At 70.2% G+C, this 16,375-nt stretch carries 16 protein-coding genes; 1 reads left to right on the forward strand and 15 read right to left on the reverse strand.

Annotated elements, in window-relative coordinates; translation table 11 throughout:
- Positions 1–40 precede the first annotated feature (40 nt).
- From NFR49_RS02990 to NFR49_RS03015, 6 genes are all read right to left on the reverse strand, one after another.
- Positions 41–1,795 carry a peptidoglycan D,D-transpeptidase FtsI family protein gene (locus tag NFR49_RS02990; protein WP_251158186.1) on the reverse strand — a complete coding sequence of 585 codons (1,755 nt, stop codon included), beginning with the start codon at positions 1,793–1,795 and terminating at the stop codon, positions 41–43.
- Positions 1,796–1,836: 41 nt separating this feature from the next.
- Entirely contained in the window at positions 1,837–2,241 is a 405-nt protein-coding gene (locus tag NFR49_RS02995; protein WP_251158187.1) for a cell division protein FtsL, read from the reverse strand.
- A gap of 169 nt (positions 2,242–2,410) precedes the next feature.
- A complete protein-coding gene (gene rsmH, locus NFR49_RS03000; RefSeq protein WP_251158188.1) occupies positions 2,411–3,358 on the reverse strand; it encodes a 16S rRNA (cytosine(1402)-N(4))-methyltransferase RsmH in 948 nt (315 codons plus the stop codon).
- Between the two features lie 8 nt (positions 3,359–3,366).
- On the reverse strand, positions 3,367–3,801 hold the full coding sequence (locus NFR49_RS03005) for a division/cell wall cluster transcriptional repressor MraZ (protein ID WP_135977216.1): 435 nt from the start codon (positions 3,799–3,801) through the stop codon (positions 3,367–3,369).
- A gap of 1,078 nt (positions 3,802–4,879) precedes the next feature.
- Positions 4,880–5,797, reverse strand: coding sequence for a site-specific tyrosine recombinase XerD (gene xerD / locus NFR49_RS03010; protein WP_251158916.1), 918 nt, complete (start codon positions 5,795–5,797; stop codon positions 4,880–4,882).
- 9 nt (positions 5,798–5,806) lie between these two features.
- Positions 5,807–7,468, reverse strand: a complete 1,662-nt coding sequence (locus NFR49_RS03015; RefSeq protein ID WP_251158189.1) for a CTP synthase — start codon at positions 7,466–7,468, stop codon at positions 5,807–5,809.
- Between the two features lie 177 nt (positions 7,469–7,645).
- Between NFR49_RS03015 and NFR49_RS03020 the strand changes: the two genes are divergently transcribed.
- On the forward strand, positions 7,646–9,127 hold the full coding sequence (locus NFR49_RS03020) for a DUF1846 domain-containing protein (protein ID WP_251158190.1): 1,482 nt from the start codon (positions 7,646–7,648) through the stop codon (positions 9,125–9,127).
- Positions 9,128–9,244: 117 nt separating this feature from the next.
- On the opposite strand, the gene NFR49_RS03025 is transcribed toward NFR49_RS03020, so the two are convergent.
- The 9 genes from NFR49_RS03025 to NFR49_RS03065 form a co-directional block, all read right to left on the reverse strand.
- On the reverse strand, positions 9,245–10,873 hold the full coding sequence (locus tag NFR49_RS03025) for a DNA repair protein RecN (RefSeq protein ID WP_251158191.1): 1,629 nt from the start codon (positions 10,871–10,873) through the stop codon (positions 9,245–9,247).
- Entirely contained in the window at positions 10,870–11,739 is an 870-nt protein-coding gene (locus tag NFR49_RS03030) for an NAD(+)/NADH kinase (protein WP_251158192.1), read from the reverse strand. Before NFR49_RS03030 ends, NFR49_RS03025 begins: the two co-directional genes overlap by 4 nt.
- Positions 11,740–11,750: 11 nt before the next feature.
- Positions 11,751–12,527, reverse strand: coding sequence for a TlyA family RNA methyltransferase (locus tag NFR49_RS03035; protein ID WP_251158193.1), 777 nt, complete (start codon positions 12,525–12,527; stop codon positions 11,751–11,753).
- Between the two features lie 2 nt (positions 12,528–12,529).
- Positions 12,530–12,940 (reverse strand): exodeoxyribonuclease VII small subunit, encoded by a 411-nt coding sequence (locus tag NFR49_RS03040; RefSeq protein WP_338032516.1) that lies wholly within the window; start codon positions 12,938–12,940, stop codon positions 12,530–12,532.
- Between the two features lies 1 nt (position 12,941).
- On the reverse strand, positions 12,942–13,538 hold the full coding sequence (gene nusB, locus NFR49_RS03045) for a transcription antitermination factor NusB (RefSeq protein ID WP_251158195.1): 597 nt from the start codon (positions 13,536–13,538) through the stop codon (positions 12,942–12,944).
- A gap of 3 nt (positions 13,539–13,541) precedes the next feature.
- Entirely contained in the window at positions 13,542–13,901 is a 360-nt protein-coding gene (locus NFR49_RS03050; RefSeq protein WP_135977207.1) for an Asp23/Gls24 family envelope stress response protein, read from the reverse strand.
- A 187-nt stretch (positions 13,902–14,088) separates the two neighbouring features.
- Entirely contained in the window at positions 14,089–14,652 is a 564-nt protein-coding gene (efp, locus tag NFR49_RS03055; RefSeq protein WP_251158196.1) for an elongation factor P, read from the reverse strand.
- Positions 14,653–14,760: 108 nt separating this feature from the next.
- Positions 14,761–15,219, reverse strand: coding sequence for a DUF956 family protein (locus NFR49_RS03060; RefSeq protein WP_251158197.1), 459 nt, complete (start codon positions 15,217–15,219; stop codon positions 14,761–14,763).
- Between the two features lie 133 nt (positions 15,220–15,352).
- Positions 15,353–16,372, reverse strand: coding sequence for a PTS system mannose/fructose/sorbose family transporter subunit IID (locus NFR49_RS03065; RefSeq protein WP_135977204.1), 1,020 nt, complete (start codon positions 16,370–16,372; stop codon positions 15,353–15,355).
- Between the last annotated feature and the right edge of the window lie 3 nt (positions 16,373–16,375).

Here is a 16,375-nt window from a genome sequence, read left to right on the forward strand (position 1 = left end):
GAGGCGCGGTGCGCCCGATCGTGAAAGCCAAGAGCGCTCGTCAGGCGGTGGGGTCCACACCCATGTCCAAGAGCGACTCACCCATGATAGCCGAGAAGACCGGGGCCGCAGAATCCGAGGCCAGCTGCGACACACCGTTGAACGCAACGTACACGAGCACGTCGGCGTCGGACGCGGGGGCGAACCCCACCAGGGAGGCGAGGTAGCTGTCCTTCTTGTACCCGCCCTCCTCGGAGGCCTGCTCGCCTGTGCCGGTCTTGGCCGCGATGTCGTAGCCCTCGACGGCGGCCTTGGTGGCGGTGCCCTCCTGGACCACCGTGCGCATGACGTCGATCACCTGGTCGGCGGTCTCCTCGGAGCAGGCCCGCTCCCCCTCCGGCCACTGCACCTCCTCGGTGCCCTTGTAGATGAGGAAGTGGGGCGTCGTGAGGACGCCCTTGTTGGCCACGGCCGACACGGCCCGCACCATCTGGAGGCCCGGGATGGCCACGCCCTGGCCGAAGGACATGGCGCCGAGCGACGCCGAGGTGTAGGAGTCGAGGGGCGTCACGAGGCCTGCCACCTCGCCGGGGTAGTCGATGCCCGTGGTCTGGCCGATACCGAATTTGGCGATGCCCTCCGAGAAGGCCTGGGCCCCCTCGGCGGTGCCCATGAGGACGGCGCCGACGTTGGAGGAGCGCCGCATGATCTCGCGCGGCGTCATGGCCATGGTCTCCTTGCGGTCGTCGTCATCACCGACGTAGTCGTCGCCCACCTGCACCTTCCCGGGAACCGTGAAGCTCGTGTCGAGGTTGAAGGAGTGGTTCTCCAGGCCCACGGCCAACGTCAGCACCTTCATGACGGAGCCGGGCTCGTAGGAGTCGGTCACGCTCCTGACGGTGAGCTGCTCGGGCGTCACCTCGGCGGTGTCCTCGGGGTCGAGGAAGGGCGTGGAGCACATGGCGAGGATCTGGCCGTTCTTGGGGTCCACCACCGTGGCGAAGCCGGTCTCGGCGGAGTAGGTGTCCACGCCCTCCTTGACCTTCTTCTCGGCGATCTCCTGGATGTCGATGTCGAGGGAGATGACGATGTCGGTGCCGTCCTGGGCGGGCTCCTCCATGTAGGCGCCACCGGCGATGGGGGTGCCGCCGACACCGGTCTCTAGGACGCGCTCACCGTTCTTGCCCGAGAGGATGTCGTTGTACTGGAGCTCGAGGCCCGTGAGGCCCTCGCCGTCGGTGCCCACGAGGCCCAGCACCTGGCCGGCCACGGCGCCGTAGGGGTACACGCGCTTCATGTCGGGCAGCTGGTAGAGGCCGGTGAGCTCGGCCTTGGCCAGGGCGGTGCGGATCTTGTCGGCCACCGAGGTGTCCACCTTGCGCCTGACGTAGACGAACGTGGTGTCCTGGGTGAGGTACGAGAGGTAGTCCTGGGCCGTGCCGCCGAGGTTGTCGGCGAGCACCTTGGCCACGGCCTGGGGGTCGGTGACCTCCTTGGGGTTGGCGTAGAGGGTGCGGCACTCCACGGAGGTGGCCAGCACGTTGCCGTTGCGGTCGTAGATGGTGCCGCGCTTGGCCTGGAGGGTTATGACGTTGGTGCGCTGGGTGCGGGCGTCCTCCGCGATGCGGGGGCCGTCGACCACCTGGAGCCACACGAGGCGGGCGACGAGCGCGACGCCCACGACCCCCATGGCCATGAGCAGGTAGCCCATGGACGAGAAGAGGCCCTTCTGGGCCTGGCTCTGCTCGCCGTCGTAGGAAGAGCCCCCGCGGTTGCGGGGGCTCCTGGGGCGCTTGGGTTGTTGGTTCCGTGACACGGGCCCTCCTCGGGGCGGCCCCGGCAGGTCGCTGGCGTGCCTTAGGAGACGCTCACGGTGAGCGACTCGCCGGCACCCGCGTAGACCATGCCGAGGTTCTCGGTGGCGATGGTGGTGATTCGCGAGTTGTTGGAGAGCACCGCGGCCTCGATGCGGAGCTCCTTGGCGGTGTCCTCGGCGGCGCTGACCTGGCCGGTGAGCCCGGAGTTGGCCTCGAGGGTCTGGACGGTGGCCGCCGTGACGGCGACGCGGGCGACGCCCAGGACGAGGAAGACCGCCACGCACGCGAGCGCGAGCCTGAAGGCCGCCAGGCGCTCCGGGGCCACGCCGCGTCGGGCGGCGGAGTCGAGCCCCGCGCCCTCGACGACGTCGAAGGAGCGGCGCGCGCCCTGCTGCGCGAACTCGCGACTGTCGAGGCGCTCGGCCTCAGATCCCCGGTAGCTCATGGTGCCCCCAATGAAAGTGTGGTGCGGTGGAGTGTGGTGTGGTGCGTTGGTGGTGTGTTTGAGGTGCGTTGTGGTGTGGTGGTGGTGCGTCGGTGGTGCCCGCGTCTTTATCCGAGGGCCTTGCGGCCCAGATAAAGCTGATTGGGGTGGGCCCGGTGCCGCGTGGGCGTCACAGCTTGACCGCGACGCGCATCTTGGCGCTCCGTGCCCGGGGGTTCGCCTGTACCTCCCCGTCGGTGGCCGTTATGGGCCGACGGGTCTCGACTCGGAGTACCGGCACGTTCCCGCACACGCAGACCGGGAGGTCCGGTGGGCAGGTGCAGCCCTGCGAGGCCTCGGCGAACACGTGCTTCACCAGCCGGTCCTCCAGGGAGTGGTAGCTGATGACGCAGATGCGCCCGCCGGGGTTGGCCCAGCGGACGGCCGCCTCGAGGCCGCTCTGCAGCACCTCGAGCTCGCGGTTCACCTCGATGCGCAGGGCCTGGAAGGTCTTGCGCGCCGGGTGCTTGCCACGGCGGTCCCGGGCCGGGTAGGCCGAGGACACGGCGTCGGCGAGCTCCAAGGTCGTCTCGATGGGCGCCTTGGCCCGCCGGCGGGCCACCTCCTTGGCGATGGCGGCCGCGTGGCGCTCGTCTCCGTAGACGCGCAGGATCCGGGCGAGGTCGGCTTCGGAGTAGGTGTTGATGACCTCTGCTGCGGTTGTGGGGTTGTTCCCCGGGTCCATGCGCATGTCGAGCGGGGCGTCCTCGTGGAACGAGAAGCCGCGTTCGGCGCGGTCGAGCTGCGGGCTCGAGACCCCGATGTCGAACAGGAAGCAGTCCACCCCGGGGACCTCGGCCTCGAGCAGGAGCTCGTCGAGCTGGCCGAAGTTGCCCTTGAGGAACAGGTGGTCCGCCCCGGGCGCCTCACGCCCGATGCGCCCGGAGGCCGCGGCGAGGGCCGCGTCGTCCTGGTCGATCCCCAGGGAGAGGCCGTCGGGGGCGACCTTGGCGGCGAGGGCCACGGTGTGGCCTGCCCCGCCGAGGGTGCAGTCGCAGACGGTCTCGCCCGGTTTGGGGTCGAGGTGCTCGACGACCTCGTCGAGCAGTACGGGTACGTGCCGGTATTCTTCTGTCAATGGTCCACCTACATCCCGCCGAACATGAGCGCCTCGAGGTCGTCGTCGAAGGCCTCCTGGGCCCTCTCCCACTCCTCGACGTTCCAGAGCTCGAAGTGGTCGTCGTTGCCCACGACCATGACCTCGCCAGCGAGACCGAGCTTGGCCCGCACGTCCTCCGGCACCTTGCCGAGCGCGATGCGCCCCGCGGAGTCGATGTCCACCGTCACCGTCCTGGAGTTCAGGAGCTGGCGGAGACGGACGTCGTCCCTGGACCGTTGGTTGAAGCCGTCGGGGAAGAACCCGTCGACCCACGCCCGGTGCCCGTCGGGGGTGAACCCGTACAGTGCGTCGTTGAGGGGGACGAGGCAGACCTTCTCGGCGAACTCCCGACGCATGTCGGCGGGAAGCGTGAGGCGCACCTTGGAGTCAAGGCTATGCTTCCTGCTGCCCGTCAGATACATCTGGAGTCCCCCGCGAAACCGAGTCTGCCCCGGCTCCCTCGCCGTTGCATGGCACTGATTCTAGGGTGGCGCCCACCTTTTAGCAACACTTCGCCCCACTTTGTCCCCCCAGAACCCACCCACAACATCTGGTCCCGAACCTTGACTTTGATATACCTCATGTTGATTCAGAACGGCTGTTCGGGCAGGTCAGGCCCCTTGGTGCCCATCAGTCGAAAACCTGTTCGATAGGGCGCAAAAACCTAGCTAAAAAATACGGGGACAGTCGTATTTCATTGCGAGTATGAATAGTTATCATAGATAGGTTTATGGGTTGCAATTCTCATAGTATCCCTGCGGAAGTTTTTTGTTTCCTTTTCGTTACATGAGCTGAATGGTCGCTGACAGGCCCGGAACGGCGGTTCTCCCACTCCCGGAGTTTGCGGGAGGGCGCCCCCTACTTGCTGGTGTTATCAGAATCGGTATCTATGCGATTGCGAACCGGGTCGCGGGGAGCGGTCTTCGGACGAGGTGGGGCGGCCCCTGAAAAGACGTTGCCTCTTTGTGACGTGCCTCCACATTTGGCCCCGGGGGCGTCCGGTGGGAGCCGGTGTGGCCCCGTGGTGGGGCGAGGTGGGACGGGCGGTGGGAGAAGGTGGGGCGGCTGCGGGGCCTTCGCCACACAGGTCCGGGGTCTTGCATCACGGGGGCTCCGGCCCGGCTCCGCCGCGCGCATCTGACGATGCACGCCGCGGGCCGGGAGGTCGCCCCCTTTGATGCAAGACCCCGGACGGCTGGGCCCCCGACAACCGGGAATGGCTTAGGGGCGCATGTCGGGGGCTGGGGTTTCGCGAGTACCGCCCGGCTGCCCCGCCCATGCCAAAGGCCCCTGCGGCATTGGGCTTCTCCGCCCAAAAGGCGCCGAGACCCATGCCGGAGGCCGCTGTGGCATGGGTCTCTCGACGTCGGGAGGCCGAAATCCATGCCAGAGCCCACTTCGGCATGGGCGAGCATCATAAAGTGAGAAACAGGCGAAGTGACAGATGGGCCGGGCACCGCCGTCACGCCTGGCACGCGGCCGACCGGGGCGGCGCCGGCGTCAGCGCTCGTGGGCCCGGGGGTGCGCCCCCAGATAGACGCCGCGCAGGTGGGTCTGGTCCAGGTGGGTGTAGAGCTGGGTGGTGGCCACGTCGGCGTGGCCCAGGATCTCCTGCACTGCCCGGAGGTCGGCGCCCCCCTGGAGCATGTGGGTGGCGAAGCTGTGGCGCAGGGTGTGGGGGTGCAGCCCCTCGATGCCCGCGTAGCGCCCCCAGCGCTCGCAGAGCCCGTGGACGGCCTGGCGCGTGAGGCGGCCTCCCCGCCGGTTGAGGAAGACCGCCCCCTGGGAGGCGGCCTTGCGCCCGGCGGCGGACGCCGTGGAGGCCAGCAGGGGCCGCGCGTGGTCGAGGTAGGCCGCGAGGGTGTCGGCGGCGGTGCCAACCAGCGGGACGAGGCGCTCCTTCGACCCCTTGCCCACGACGCGCACGAGCCCGTCGGCGAGGGAGACACGCAGGAGGTCGAGGCCGCAGAGCTCGGAGACGCGCAGGCCGCAGCCGTAGAGCACCTCGAGGATGGCATGGTCGCGCAGGCCGGCGGCGTCGTCGGGGAACGGCTGGTCCAGGAGGGCGAAGACCTGCTCCACCGAGAGCACGTCGGGCAGGTGCTCCCCCTGCTTGGGGGCACGGACCTCGGCCGCCGGGTAGGCCTCCTCCACGCGGTCGGTCACGAGGAAGCGGTGGAACGACCTCACGGCCGAGGTGGCGCGCTTGACCGACGACTCGGCCCTCCCCTCCTCGAAGAGCTGCGAGACGTGCCCCTCCACGTCGGCGCGGGTGACATCGGAGGTGTCGGTCACGCCGTGCTCGGCGAGGTCGTCGGCGTAGCGCCGGAGGTCGCGCCCGTAGGCGGCCACCGTGTTGGACGAGGCGCCCCTCTCGGCCACGAGGTAGTCGAGAAAGGCGCCCACGGCGACGTCCATGTCCACAGGTCAGTACCCGAGGTCCGCCGGGGGCTCCACCCCGTGGCGGTCGCAGCCGTCGTGGTAGGCCACCGCGGCGCGCACGAACTCGCGGAACAGCGGCTGCGGGTGCGTGGGGCGGCTCTTGAACTCGGGGTGGAACTGCGCGGCCACGAACCACGGGTGCACATCCTCGGGGAGCTCCACCATCTCGACGAGGCGCTCGTCGGGCGAGACGCCGGAGATGGTGAGGCCGGCCTGGCGCAGCTCGTCGCGGTAGGCGTTGTTCACCTCGTAGCGGTGGCGGTGGCGCTCGTAGACGAGGTCCTCGCCGTAGGCCTCGTGGGCCAGGGTGCCGGGGGCCACCTTGCAGGGGTAGGCGCCCAGGCGCATGGTGCCGCCCATGTCGGTGACGTCCTCCTGGTCGGGCATGAGGTCGATGACCGGGTACTCGCAGTCGGGCACGAACTCGGTGGAGCTGGCGTCGGGCATGCCGGCGACGTGGCGGGCGAACTCGCAGACGGCCACCTGCATGCCGAGGCAGATGCCGAGGAAGGGCACCTTGCGGGTTCGGGCGCGCTCGGCGGCCAGGATCTTGCCCTCGAGGCCGCGCACGCCGAAGCCGCCGGGCACGAGGATGCCGTCGGCGGAGCCCAGGACCTCCTCGACGTCGTCGGCCGTGAGGTTCTCGCCGTCCACCAGCTGGACCTCCACGTGGCGGCCGAAGTAGACGCCGGAGTGGTGCAGGGCCTCGATGATGGAGAGGTAGGCGTCGGGCAGCTGGGTGTACTTGCCCACGACGGCGACGCGCACGGTGTCGGACTGGGCGTCGGCCGCGTGCATGGCGCGGGTGAAGGCCGTCCAGTCCCCGATCTTGAGCTCGCGGGGCTCGAGGCCCAGGCGCTCGCAGACCTCCACGTCGAAGCCCTGCTCGGCGAGGTGCATGGGGACGTCGTAGATGGACGGGCAGTCGGAGTTCTCGAAGACGTGGTCGGCCGGAACGTCGCAGAAGTTGGCGATCTTGGCGCGGATGGCCTCGTCGACCTCGTGGTCGCTGCGGCAGACGATGAAGTCGGGCTGGATGCCCAGGGAGCGGAGCTCCTTGACCGAGTGCTGGGTGGGCTTGGTCTTCACCTCGTGGGCGGCGCTGATGTAGGGCACGAGGCTCACGTGGATGAAGCAGACGTCGGCCGGGCCCTTCTCGTTGCGGAACTGGCGCATGGCCTCCACGAAGGGCTGGCCCTCGATGTCGCCGATGGTGCCCCCGAGCTCGGTGATAACGACGTCGGCGTCGGTGTGCTCCTCGATCATGCGGAACTTGTCGCGGATGGCGTTGGTGACGTGGGGCACCACCTGCACCGTGCCGCCGAGGAAGTCGCCCGCGCGCTCGCGGGCGATGAGCGACTGGTAGATGAGGCCGGTGGTGAAGTTGGAGGTGCGTGTGAGGTTCTCGTCGATGAAGCGCTCGTAGTGGCCGAGGTCGAGGTCGGTCTCCTTGCCGTCCTGGGTGACGAAGACCTCGCCGTGCTGGAACGGGCTCATGGTGCCGGGGTCGACGTTCAGGTACGGGTCGGCCTTCTGCATCATGACCTTGTAGCCGCGGGACTTCAGCAGTCGTCCGAGGGAGGCGGCGGTGATGCCCTTGCCCAGTGAGGAGACGACGCCGCCGGTGACGAAGACGTGCTTGGTCATATGGTTCTACCTGCACTTTCACTGAAAATAAACGGGTCCCTACGGGACCTCATTCTAATACGGGCACCCCGCTCCCCCAAAGGGCGTCCCCGAGTTCATGGGATGGTAATGAGCCCAGCGCACAAGCCGGTCCTGGCCCATAATCGCACCTGTGCAAACACGAGAGAAAGGGGCCCCATGGAGACGGGCTTTGACAACGACGCCTACGTGAGGCTCCAGGCGGAGCGCATCCGCGAGCGCATCGGGCAGTTCGGCGGCAGGCTGTACCTGGAGTTCGGCGGCAAGCTCATCGACGACTACCACGCCTCGCGCGTGCTGCCCGGCTTCGAGCCCGACGCCAAGCTCCAGATGCTCACGACGCTCCGCGACCAGCTCGAGGTGGTCATCGCCATCAACGCCCAGGACATCGAGAAGTCCAAGGTGCGCGGCGACCTCGGCATCACCTACGACGAGGACGCCCTGCGCCTGGCCGACTTCTTCCGCTCCCAGCAGGTCCCCGTGGCCGGCGTCGTCCTCACGCGCTACGCCGGGCAGCCCGCCGCCGACGCCTTCCGCCGGCGCCTGGCCACCCTCGGCATCCCCTGCGCCCTGCACCTCACCATCGACGGCTACCCCCACGACATCGACCGCATCGTCTCCGACGAGGGCTTCGGCAAGAACGAGTACCTGCCGTGCTCCAAGCCCCTCGTGGTGGTCACGGCCCCGGGCCCCGGCTCCGGCAAGCTCGCCACGTGCCTCTCCCAGCTCTACCACGAGCACCGCCGGGGCGTCTCGGCCGGCTACGCCAAGTACGAGACGTTCCCCGTGTGGGACCTGCCCCTCACCCACCCGGTGAACGTGGCCTACGAGGCGGCCACGGCCGACCTCGGCGACTCCAACATCATCGACCCGTTCCACCTGGAGGCCTACGGGAAGACCTGCACCAACTACAACCGCGACGTCGAGGTGTTCCCCGTGGTCCGCGCCCTCATGGAGCGCATCGCCGGCGAGAGCCCCTACATGAGCCCCACCGACATGGGCGTCAACATGGTGGGCTCGGCCATCACGGACGACGGGGCGTGCCGCGAGGCCTCGCGCCGCGAGATCGTGCGCCGCTACTTCCAGGCCGCCTGCCACGTCAAACGCACCGGCGACGGCCAGGACGCCCAGGCCCGCCTGGAGCTCCTCATGAAGCAGGCCGGCGTGGACGCCGACCTGCTGCCGGCGAGGAGCGCCGCCCTCCTCAAGGCCGAGACCACCGGGGCGCCCGCGGGGGCCCTCGAGCTACCGGACGGCACCGTGGTCACGGGCCGCACCTCCGACCTCCTCGGCGCCGCGAGCTCCACGCTCCTCAACGCCTGCAAGGCCGTGACCGGGGTGGACCCGGACACCCCGGTGATCGCCGAGGACGCCCTCGAGCCCATCTGCCACCTCAAGACCCGCTTCCTCCACGGGCACAACCCGCGCCTGCACTCCGACGAGACGCTCATCGCCCTCTCGCAGTCGTCGGCCACCGACGAGGTGGCGGCCGCCGTGCTCGAGGGCCTCGCCGGCCTCAAGGGCTGCGACGCGTTCTTCTCGGTCATCCTCTCGGAGGCCGACGAGAGCGTCTACCGGAAGCTCGGCATCAACGTGTGCTGCGAGCCCCGTTACGAGGGGCTGGGCTACTACCACCGCTGAGGGGTGCCGCACGGCCCCTCGAAAGAGCGGCGCGCCACCCGGGGCCCCGGGCGGCGCGCCGCTCTTTCCGTCCCGGCCGGTTGCCCCGGCCGCGGGCCCGGACACCGGGAGCCTTCCCTACCCCCGGGCCGCCAGGAGCTCCCGGGCGTGGGCGAGGCTCGCCTCCGACTCGTCGCCGGCCAGCATGCGGGCGATCTCGGCGACGCGCTCCTCGCCCTCCACCTCGTCGATGCGGGTCTCGGGCACGCCGTCGGGACCCTCGACCTTGCGCACCACGAAGTGCGCGTCGCCGGCCACGGCCACCTGGGGAAGGTGCGTCACGCAGACCACCTGGTGGCTCCCCGCGAGGTCCGAGAGCACCTGGGCCAGGGCCACGGCCGTGGTGCCGCCCACGCCGGCGTCCACCTCGTCGAACACGAGGGTCTCCACCTCGTCGGCGTCGCCGAGCACCACCTTGCAGGCCAGCGTCACGCGGCTCACCTCGCCGCCCGACGCCACCTTGCGCAGCGGCCGGGGCGCCATGGCCTCGCCGGGCCGGTACATGAGCTCCACGGAGCTGGGGCCGGCGGCGGTCCACTCGGCGCGGTCCAGCGGGGTCACGGCCACCTCGAGCGAGGCGCCGCCCATCATGAGGCGCCCCATCTGGGCCGTCACGGCCTCGGACAGCCCCGCGGCGGCCTCGGCCCGCAGGCGGTCCACCTCAGCAGCCCGCTCGGCGAGCTCCCGCTCGGCGGCGTCCACGGCCGCCCGGGCCGCGGCCTCGGCCTCGCCGGTACCCTCGGCGGCCTCCACGACCTCGGCCGCGGCGGCGCGGCGGGCGAAGACGTCGGCCATGGTGGGGCCGAAGGTGCGCATGAGGCCCTGGAGCTCGGCCTGGCGCGACTGCATGGACGCCAGCTCGGCCGGGTCGAGGTCCTGGGCGTCGCGGTAGGCACGCAGCGACGCGGCCACGTCCTCGGCCTCGATGAGGGCCGACTCCAGCGAGGCGGCGAACCCCTCGAGGGCCGGGTCAGCCGAGGAGGCCTGGCGCAGGTCCCGCACGGCCTCTGACAGGCGGTCGGCCACGCCGTCGTCGGCGGTCACGGCCCGGTAGGCGTCGTTCGCGGCGCGCATGAGCATCTCGGCGTTCTCGGCCTTGGGCAGGCGCTCGGCCAGCTCCTCGAGCTCGCGCTCGCCCGGCCCCACGGCGTCGATGCGGTCGAGCTCGTAGCGGGCCTGGTCCAGGCGGCCGGCGGCCGTGCGCCCGAGCTCGAGCACGCGGTCGAGCTCCCGGGCGCCGGCGCGGGCCGCGGCCAGGGCCTCCCGGTAGGACCCCTTCGCGGCGTCCATGGGCGCGCCCACCCAGGCGTCGAGGAGCTCGGCGTGGTGGGCGGCCGAGAGGAGCCGCTGGTGCTCGTGCTGGCCGCAGAGGTCCACGGTGGCGCCCAGGGTCTCCGCCAGCTCCCTCACCGAGGAGATGGAGCCGTCGACGGTCACCCGGCTGCGTCCGCGGCCGTCCACCCGGCGCTTCACCACGTGGCCGTCCTCGTCGTCGCCCGCGAAGTAGCGGCCCTCCACCGTGAGGCCCTTGGCGCCCTCGCGCACCATGTCGGCGTTGGACCGCTCGCCCACGAGGAGCTTCACGGCCGAGAGCAGGGCGGTCTTTCCCGAGCCGCTCTCGCCGGTGATGACGGTGAGGCCGTCGGAGAAGGTGATGGACGCGTCGCGGATGAGCGCGACGTCGGTGGCGTGTATGGCGTCGATCATGATCTGGTGCCTCCGTAGAAGACGCGGGAGACGCTCCGGTAGAAGCCGTGGGTGTCGTCGTCGAGCAGGACGATGTCGCCGGGGCCGCGGCTCACGCGCACGACCATGGGCACGAGGCCCTCGGGGCCCTCCATGAGGCGCCCGTCGCAGAAGACGCAGCGCTCCACGGGGCGCTCCGGCGTCATGGACAGCTCCACGACGTCCGACGGCGAGGTGAGGAACGCGCGCGCCAGGATGGTGTGCGGCGCCACGGGCACGTTGACCATGCCGTTGAACTCGGGCGTCACGATGGGGCCGCCCGCGGAGAGCGCGTAGCCGGTGGAACCGGTGGCCGTGGCCACCACGAAGCCGTCGGCCCTGAGGCGGTCGATGGGGCTGCCCGACACCGAGACGTCGAACTCCACGAGGTTGCCCATGGCGCCCCGCGAGAGGGCCATCTCGTTGAGGCAGAAGACCCCCCGGCGCCACTCCTCCACCGGCGCGCGCCCCTCGGCGTCGCCGAAGCCGACGTCCACCGAGAGCGTGGCGCGCCTCGACACATGGAGCTCGCCGGCGAGGGCCGCCGCCACCGACGCGACGACGTGGTCGGAGCCGGCGCCGGTGAGGAACCCGAGGTGGCCGTAGGACAGGCCCAGGATGGGGACGCCGGAGTACATGACGATCCCGGCGGCGCGGAGCAGCGTGCCGTCGCCGCCCAGGGACACCACGAGGTCGGCGCCCTCGGCCGTGACCGCCCCGAGGGGGGCGCGCTCGCCGTCGCGCACCCAGCGGACGCCCACGCCCTGCCCCTCGAGATAGAAGGCGAGCATCCGGGCGCCCTCGACGGCCTGGGCGCGCGAGTAGTTGGGGACGAGCAGGACCTCCATGGCGCCTCCTGTCAGACGTCTCTAAGGGTGCAGGAAAGCGGGCGGGGCGTGGCGCCCTCGCGGGCGACGAGCAGGTGCTCCTGGTTGCCCTTGGCCCCCTTAATGGGGCTCGGGACCCAGCCTTGGACGGCGAGGCCGCACCGGTCCAGGGCGTCGGCCACGCGCCTGACGGCGGCGAGGCGGACGGCAGGGTCGCGGACGACGCCCCCCTCCCCCACGTCCGCGGGGTCGGCCTCGAACTGCGGCTTCACGAGGACGATGAAGGTGCCCCCGTCCTTGAGGAGGGCGCGCACGGCGCCCACGACCGAGGTCGCCGAGGTGAACGACACGTCGCACACGGCCAGGTCCACGGGGTCCGGGGCGTCGTCGCGGCCGGGGAGGTCGCAGATGTTCGTGCGCTCGTGGAGCCTCACCCGGGGGTCGCCCCGGAGGCTCCAGGCGAACTGCGCGTAGCCCACGTCCACGGCGTCCACCGATGCGGCGCCGCGCTCCAGGAGGAGGTCGGTGAAGCCACCCGTGGAGCAGCCCACGTCGAGGCAGGAGAGCCCCGCGGGGTCCACCGAGAAGGCGTCGAGGGCCGCGGCGAGCTTCTCGGCGCCGCGGCTCACGTGGGGGCGCTGCGCGCGCACGTGGAGCTCGCACCCCGGCACCACCTGGTCGCCGGGGGCGGAGTAGCGGAACCCGGCGCCGGACACGTCCCCGGCGAGGACCGCCCGCATGGCCTCGTCGCGGGAGGCGAAGAGGCCCTGAGCCACCAGCTCGTCGTCGAGCCGACGCCGCCTGGGCACGCCTAGCCCTCCTTCGGCCCGTCGGCCCAGGCCCCGTCGTCGGCGTCGTCCACGGCGCGCGCCACGGCCGCCTGGGCCTCGTTCTCGCCCCCGGGGTGCCCCGGCACGGCCATGGCGGGTCCCTCGGAGGCGCGCCCGTCGAGGAGTTCTGCGGCGACCTGGCCGCCGGCCCCCTCCTGCGCCCTCACGAGGTCCTCGGCGGCGAGGCCGGCCATCCGCTCCTTCTCGGCTGGCGAGAAGTCCGTGCGGTCCACGAGCTCCACGGCCTTGGAGCCGAGGGCGATGGCCTCGTCGAAGAGGTCGAGGGAGCGCTCGAGGGAGGTGTCCTTGGCGCGCACGTCGCTCACGATCTGGTCGAGGCGGTCGGTGACCTCCTCGAAGCCGCGGTGGGCGCGCTCCGAGCGGGCGCCCACGTCAGGCCCCCGCCACATCGGCGTCCACGGCCTCCGCCGCGGCGTCGTCGGCGGCCGCGGCGTCGTCGGCCTCGGCCTCGAGCTCCGGGTCGGCCGCAGCAGCGGCCTCGGCCTCCTGGGCCGCGAGGGCCTCGGCCTCCCGGGCGGCACGCTGCTCGCGGGCGCGGGCCACGAGGTCCACGCCGGAGCCCATGTCGCGCTGGAGGCGCCCGAGGACGCCGTTCACGAACGAGAAGGAGTCGTCGCCGCCGAAGACCTTGGAGAGGCGCACGGCCTCGTCGATGGCCACGGCGTCGCCCACAGCGTCCTCGTAGAGGAGCTCGTAGAGGGCGATGCGGAGGATGTTGCGGTCCACCGAGGCCATGCGCCCGACGGACCAGTTGCGGGCCACGGTGCCGAGGACGAGGTCGAGGTCGTCGCGGCGGTCATACACGGCCAGGGCGAGGTCGCGGCCGTAGTCGTCGATGGGGCCGTCGGTGACCACGTACTCGTCGGCGAGGATGCGGTCGACGGGGCGGCCGGTGGCCTCCGCCTGGAAGAGGACCTGGAGGGCCTGGGCGCGGGCGAGGAGACGGCCGGAGAGATGGGACTTGGACAACGCTTACTCCTTGGGGAAGACGAGCTCGTCGATGCGGATGTTCACGGCGCCCACGGGCACGCCGATCTGGGTGGTGACGGCGTTGGCGACGGCCTCGCGCACGCCCTGGGCCACCTCGGGGAAGGTGTAGCCGAAGAAGACGGCGATGGGCAGGGTCACGTCGAGCTTGCCGTCGGTGACCTCGCACTCCACCGTGTCCTCGGCCACGGTGGGCTTGGAGGTGAACATGGTGATGAGGCTCGTGGCGACGTTGTGCCCGTTGACGTAGGCCACGCCGTCGACCTTCTCGGCGGCGATGGTGACGATGGTTGCGATGACGTTGGTGGAGATGGCGAAGCCATCGATGGAGAGCTCGTTGGCCATGTTCCTGGTCCTTTCCTGCGCTCGTGCGCCCGTAAACTGGGGTCTGCCGCGTCAAGTATAGACGCAGGGCGCCTGATTCCCGATAAATGCCCAATCCGCGGCCCCTGAGCCGCCGGACGGGCCCCGGCCACAAAGAAGGCGCGGCCCCGGCTTGTGCCGCGGGCCGCGCCTGGCGGGACCTCGGGTGCTAGACGCGGGAGACGAACTTGCCGTCGCGGGTGTCGACCTTGATCTTCTCGCCCACGTTGAGGTACATGGGCACCTGGATCTGGGCGCCGGTCTCGATGACGGCGGGCTTGGTGCCGCCCTGGACGGTGTCGCCCTTGAAGCCGGGGTCGGTCTCGGTGATCTCGCACTCGATGAACATGGGCGGGGTCACGCCGAGGAGCTCGTCGTCGGCGTAGAGGAGCTGGCAGACGTCGTTCTCGAGGAGCCACTTGGCGTTGTCGCCGATGTAGTCGGCGGAGAGGGGCAGCTGCTCGTAGGTCTCGTTGTCCATGAAGTAGTAGTCCTGGCCGTCGTTGTAGAGGTACTGGTACTCCTTGGTGACGAGCTGGACGTTCTCGAACTTGGAGCCGGCGTTGCAGGTCTGGTCGATCACGCGGCCGCTCTTGAGGTCGCGGATCTTGTAGCGGACGAAGGCGCCGCCCTTGCCGGGCTTGACGTGCTGGAACTCGACGATGGTGTAGATCTTGTCCTTGATCCGGAGGCCCATGCCGTTCTTGAAATCTGCGGTGCTGATGGTTGCCACTGGTGACTCGCTTTCTAACACAAAGCTCTCGGCGGTTCTCGCCACGTACGGGGGTCAAGTATAGGCCCTGGCTGTGTCGCGGCGGTGCAGAAGGAGGGGCGAACCTCCCTATTCCTCCCCCTTACCGCGGGAGAAGAGCCTGCCTACGCGGCGCTTGACGGCGTCGCCCACCTCCTCGGTGGCGTGGGGGGCCTGCACGAGCCGCTCGCGGCCCACGTGCCCGGCCAGGCAGCGGACGAGGTTCCTGCCGTCCGACACCACGAACTCCAGCGGCGAGCAGTCGGGGGTGGAGACGGTGATGGCCCGGACGTAGTTGTTGGCCACGATGTCCACCTTGACCTCCTCGACGCTCGCCCAGGGAATCTGGATGAAGCCCACGCCGGAGTCGGCCCTGAACTCGAGGCCCACGTCGCCCAGGATGAGCTTGCCGGTCTTGGGGAACACGGCCGAGGCGAAGCTGTTGGCGTTCACGACGAGGTCCACCCGGCGGTTGAGCTCGCCGGGGTCCTCCTTGGTCTGGACGCCGTCCTCCTCGATGGCCGAGATGTCGTCCTTCTTGCCGAACACGGTCCCACCTCCCTGGATGTCTGGAACGAATGCAATCCTAACCCATGGCCCCGGGCCCGGCCCGGCGCGCCACAGGAAAGGGCGGGGTCCCGGAAGACCCCGCCCTCGCTGCGAGCGGTCTCTGTGAGGGCTCTTAGAAGATGCCCACGAGGGCGCCGAGGATGCCCACGGCGAAGAGGCCGAAGATGATCGCGATGGGGTTGACCTTCTTCTTGAGGAGCCACATGCAGAGGAAGGTCAGGCAGAGCGGCAGGAGACCGGGCAGGAGCTGGTCGAGGACGCTCTGGAGGGTGGTGGTGCTCATGAGGCGCCACACGCCGGGGTCGGACTGGGAGGCGGCGGCGGCGTTCTCAACGATGCTGTAGCCCTGGGAGGCGATGCCCTGGAAGCTGTTGAGGCCGTTGGCCATGACGTCCGGGGTGACGGTGCCGCCGTTGGCAACGCCGTTGAGGGCGGCCACGAGCTCGTCGACCGCGGGGAAGGCGTTGGTGGTGGAGCCCATGTCGGCGGTGGAGAAGACCACGGAGGACATGTCGATGGAGGTCCAGCGCGGAATCAGCACGCCCATGATGAACATGCCGAGCACGGAGGCGCCGGTGGTGACGCGCTGCAGCAGGCCGCCGGAGAGGTCCTTGGTGATGGAGGCACCGGCCTTGTAGCCGAACTCCTGGGTGTACCAGAGGAAGGCCATGCGGATGACGTTCCACAGCACGAAGAACAGGATGGGGCCGAGGATGTTGCCGGTGAGGGCCAGCGACGCGGCGAAGGCGCCGATGACCGGGCGCAGGGTGCCCCAGAAGATAGGGTCGCCGACGCCGGCGAGCGGGCCCATCATGCCGATCTTGACGCCCTGGATGGCGGCGTCGTCGACGGGGGCGCCGTTGGCGCGGTTCTCCTCGAGGGAGAGCTCCACGCCCCAGACGGGGGCGGCCACGTAGGGGTGGGTGTTGAAGAACTCGAGGTGGCGCTTCAGGAACGCCTTCTGCTCCTCGGGGTCCTTGTAGAGCTTCTTCATGGCCGGAATCATCGCGTAGCACCAGCCGACGTTCTGCATGCGCTCGTAGTTCCAGTTGGCCTGAAGCAGCCAGGTCCTCATCCAGACCGCGCGGCGGTCCTTGAGGTCAAGGGTAATCTCGTTCTTGGTCTCAGCCATTGG

The sequence above is a fragment of the Caniella muris genome, assembly GCF_943193035.1.
Taxonomy (GTDB): Bacteria; Actinomycetota; Coriobacteriia; order Coriobacteriales; family Atopobiaceae; genus Granulimonas; species Granulimonas faecalis.

Bases quoted from the DNA above. Each gene is read 5' to 3' on its own strand.
- NFR49_RS02995 (WP_251158187.1), bottom strand. From the start codon at position 2,241: ATGAGCTACCGGGGATCTGAGGCCGAGCGCCTCGACAGTCGCGAGTTC.
- NFR49_RS03005 (WP_135977216.1), bottom strand. From the start codon at position 3,801: ATGTATCTGACGGGCAGCAGGAAGCATAGCCTTGACTCCAAGGTGCGC.
- xerD (WP_251158916.1), bottom strand. From the start codon at position 5,797: ATGGACGTCGCCGTGGGCGCCTTTCTCGACTACCTCGTGGCCGAGAGG.
- NFR49_RS03015 (WP_251158189.1), bottom strand. From the start codon at position 7,468: ATGACCAAGCACGTCTTCGTCACCGGCGGCGTCGTCTCCTCACTGGGC.
- NFR49_RS03020 (WP_251158190.1), top strand. From the start codon at position 7,646: ATGGAGACGGGCTTTGACAACGACGCCTACGTGAGGCTCCAGGCGGAG.
- NFR49_RS03025 (WP_251158191.1), bottom strand. From the start codon at position 10,873: ATGATCGACGCCATACACGCCACCGACGTCGCGCTCATCCGCGACGCG.
- NFR49_RS03030 (WP_251158192.1), bottom strand. From the start codon at position 11,739: ATGGAGGTCCTGCTCGTCCCCAACTACTCGCGCGCCCAGGCCGTCGAG.
- NFR49_RS03050 (WP_135977207.1), bottom strand. From the start codon at position 13,901: ATGGCCAACGAGCTCTCCATCGATGGCTTCGCCATCTCCACCAACGTC.
- NFR49_RS03065 (WP_135977204.1), bottom strand. From the start codon at position 16,372: ATGGCTGAGACCAAGAACGAGATTACCCTTGACCTCAAGGACCGCCGC.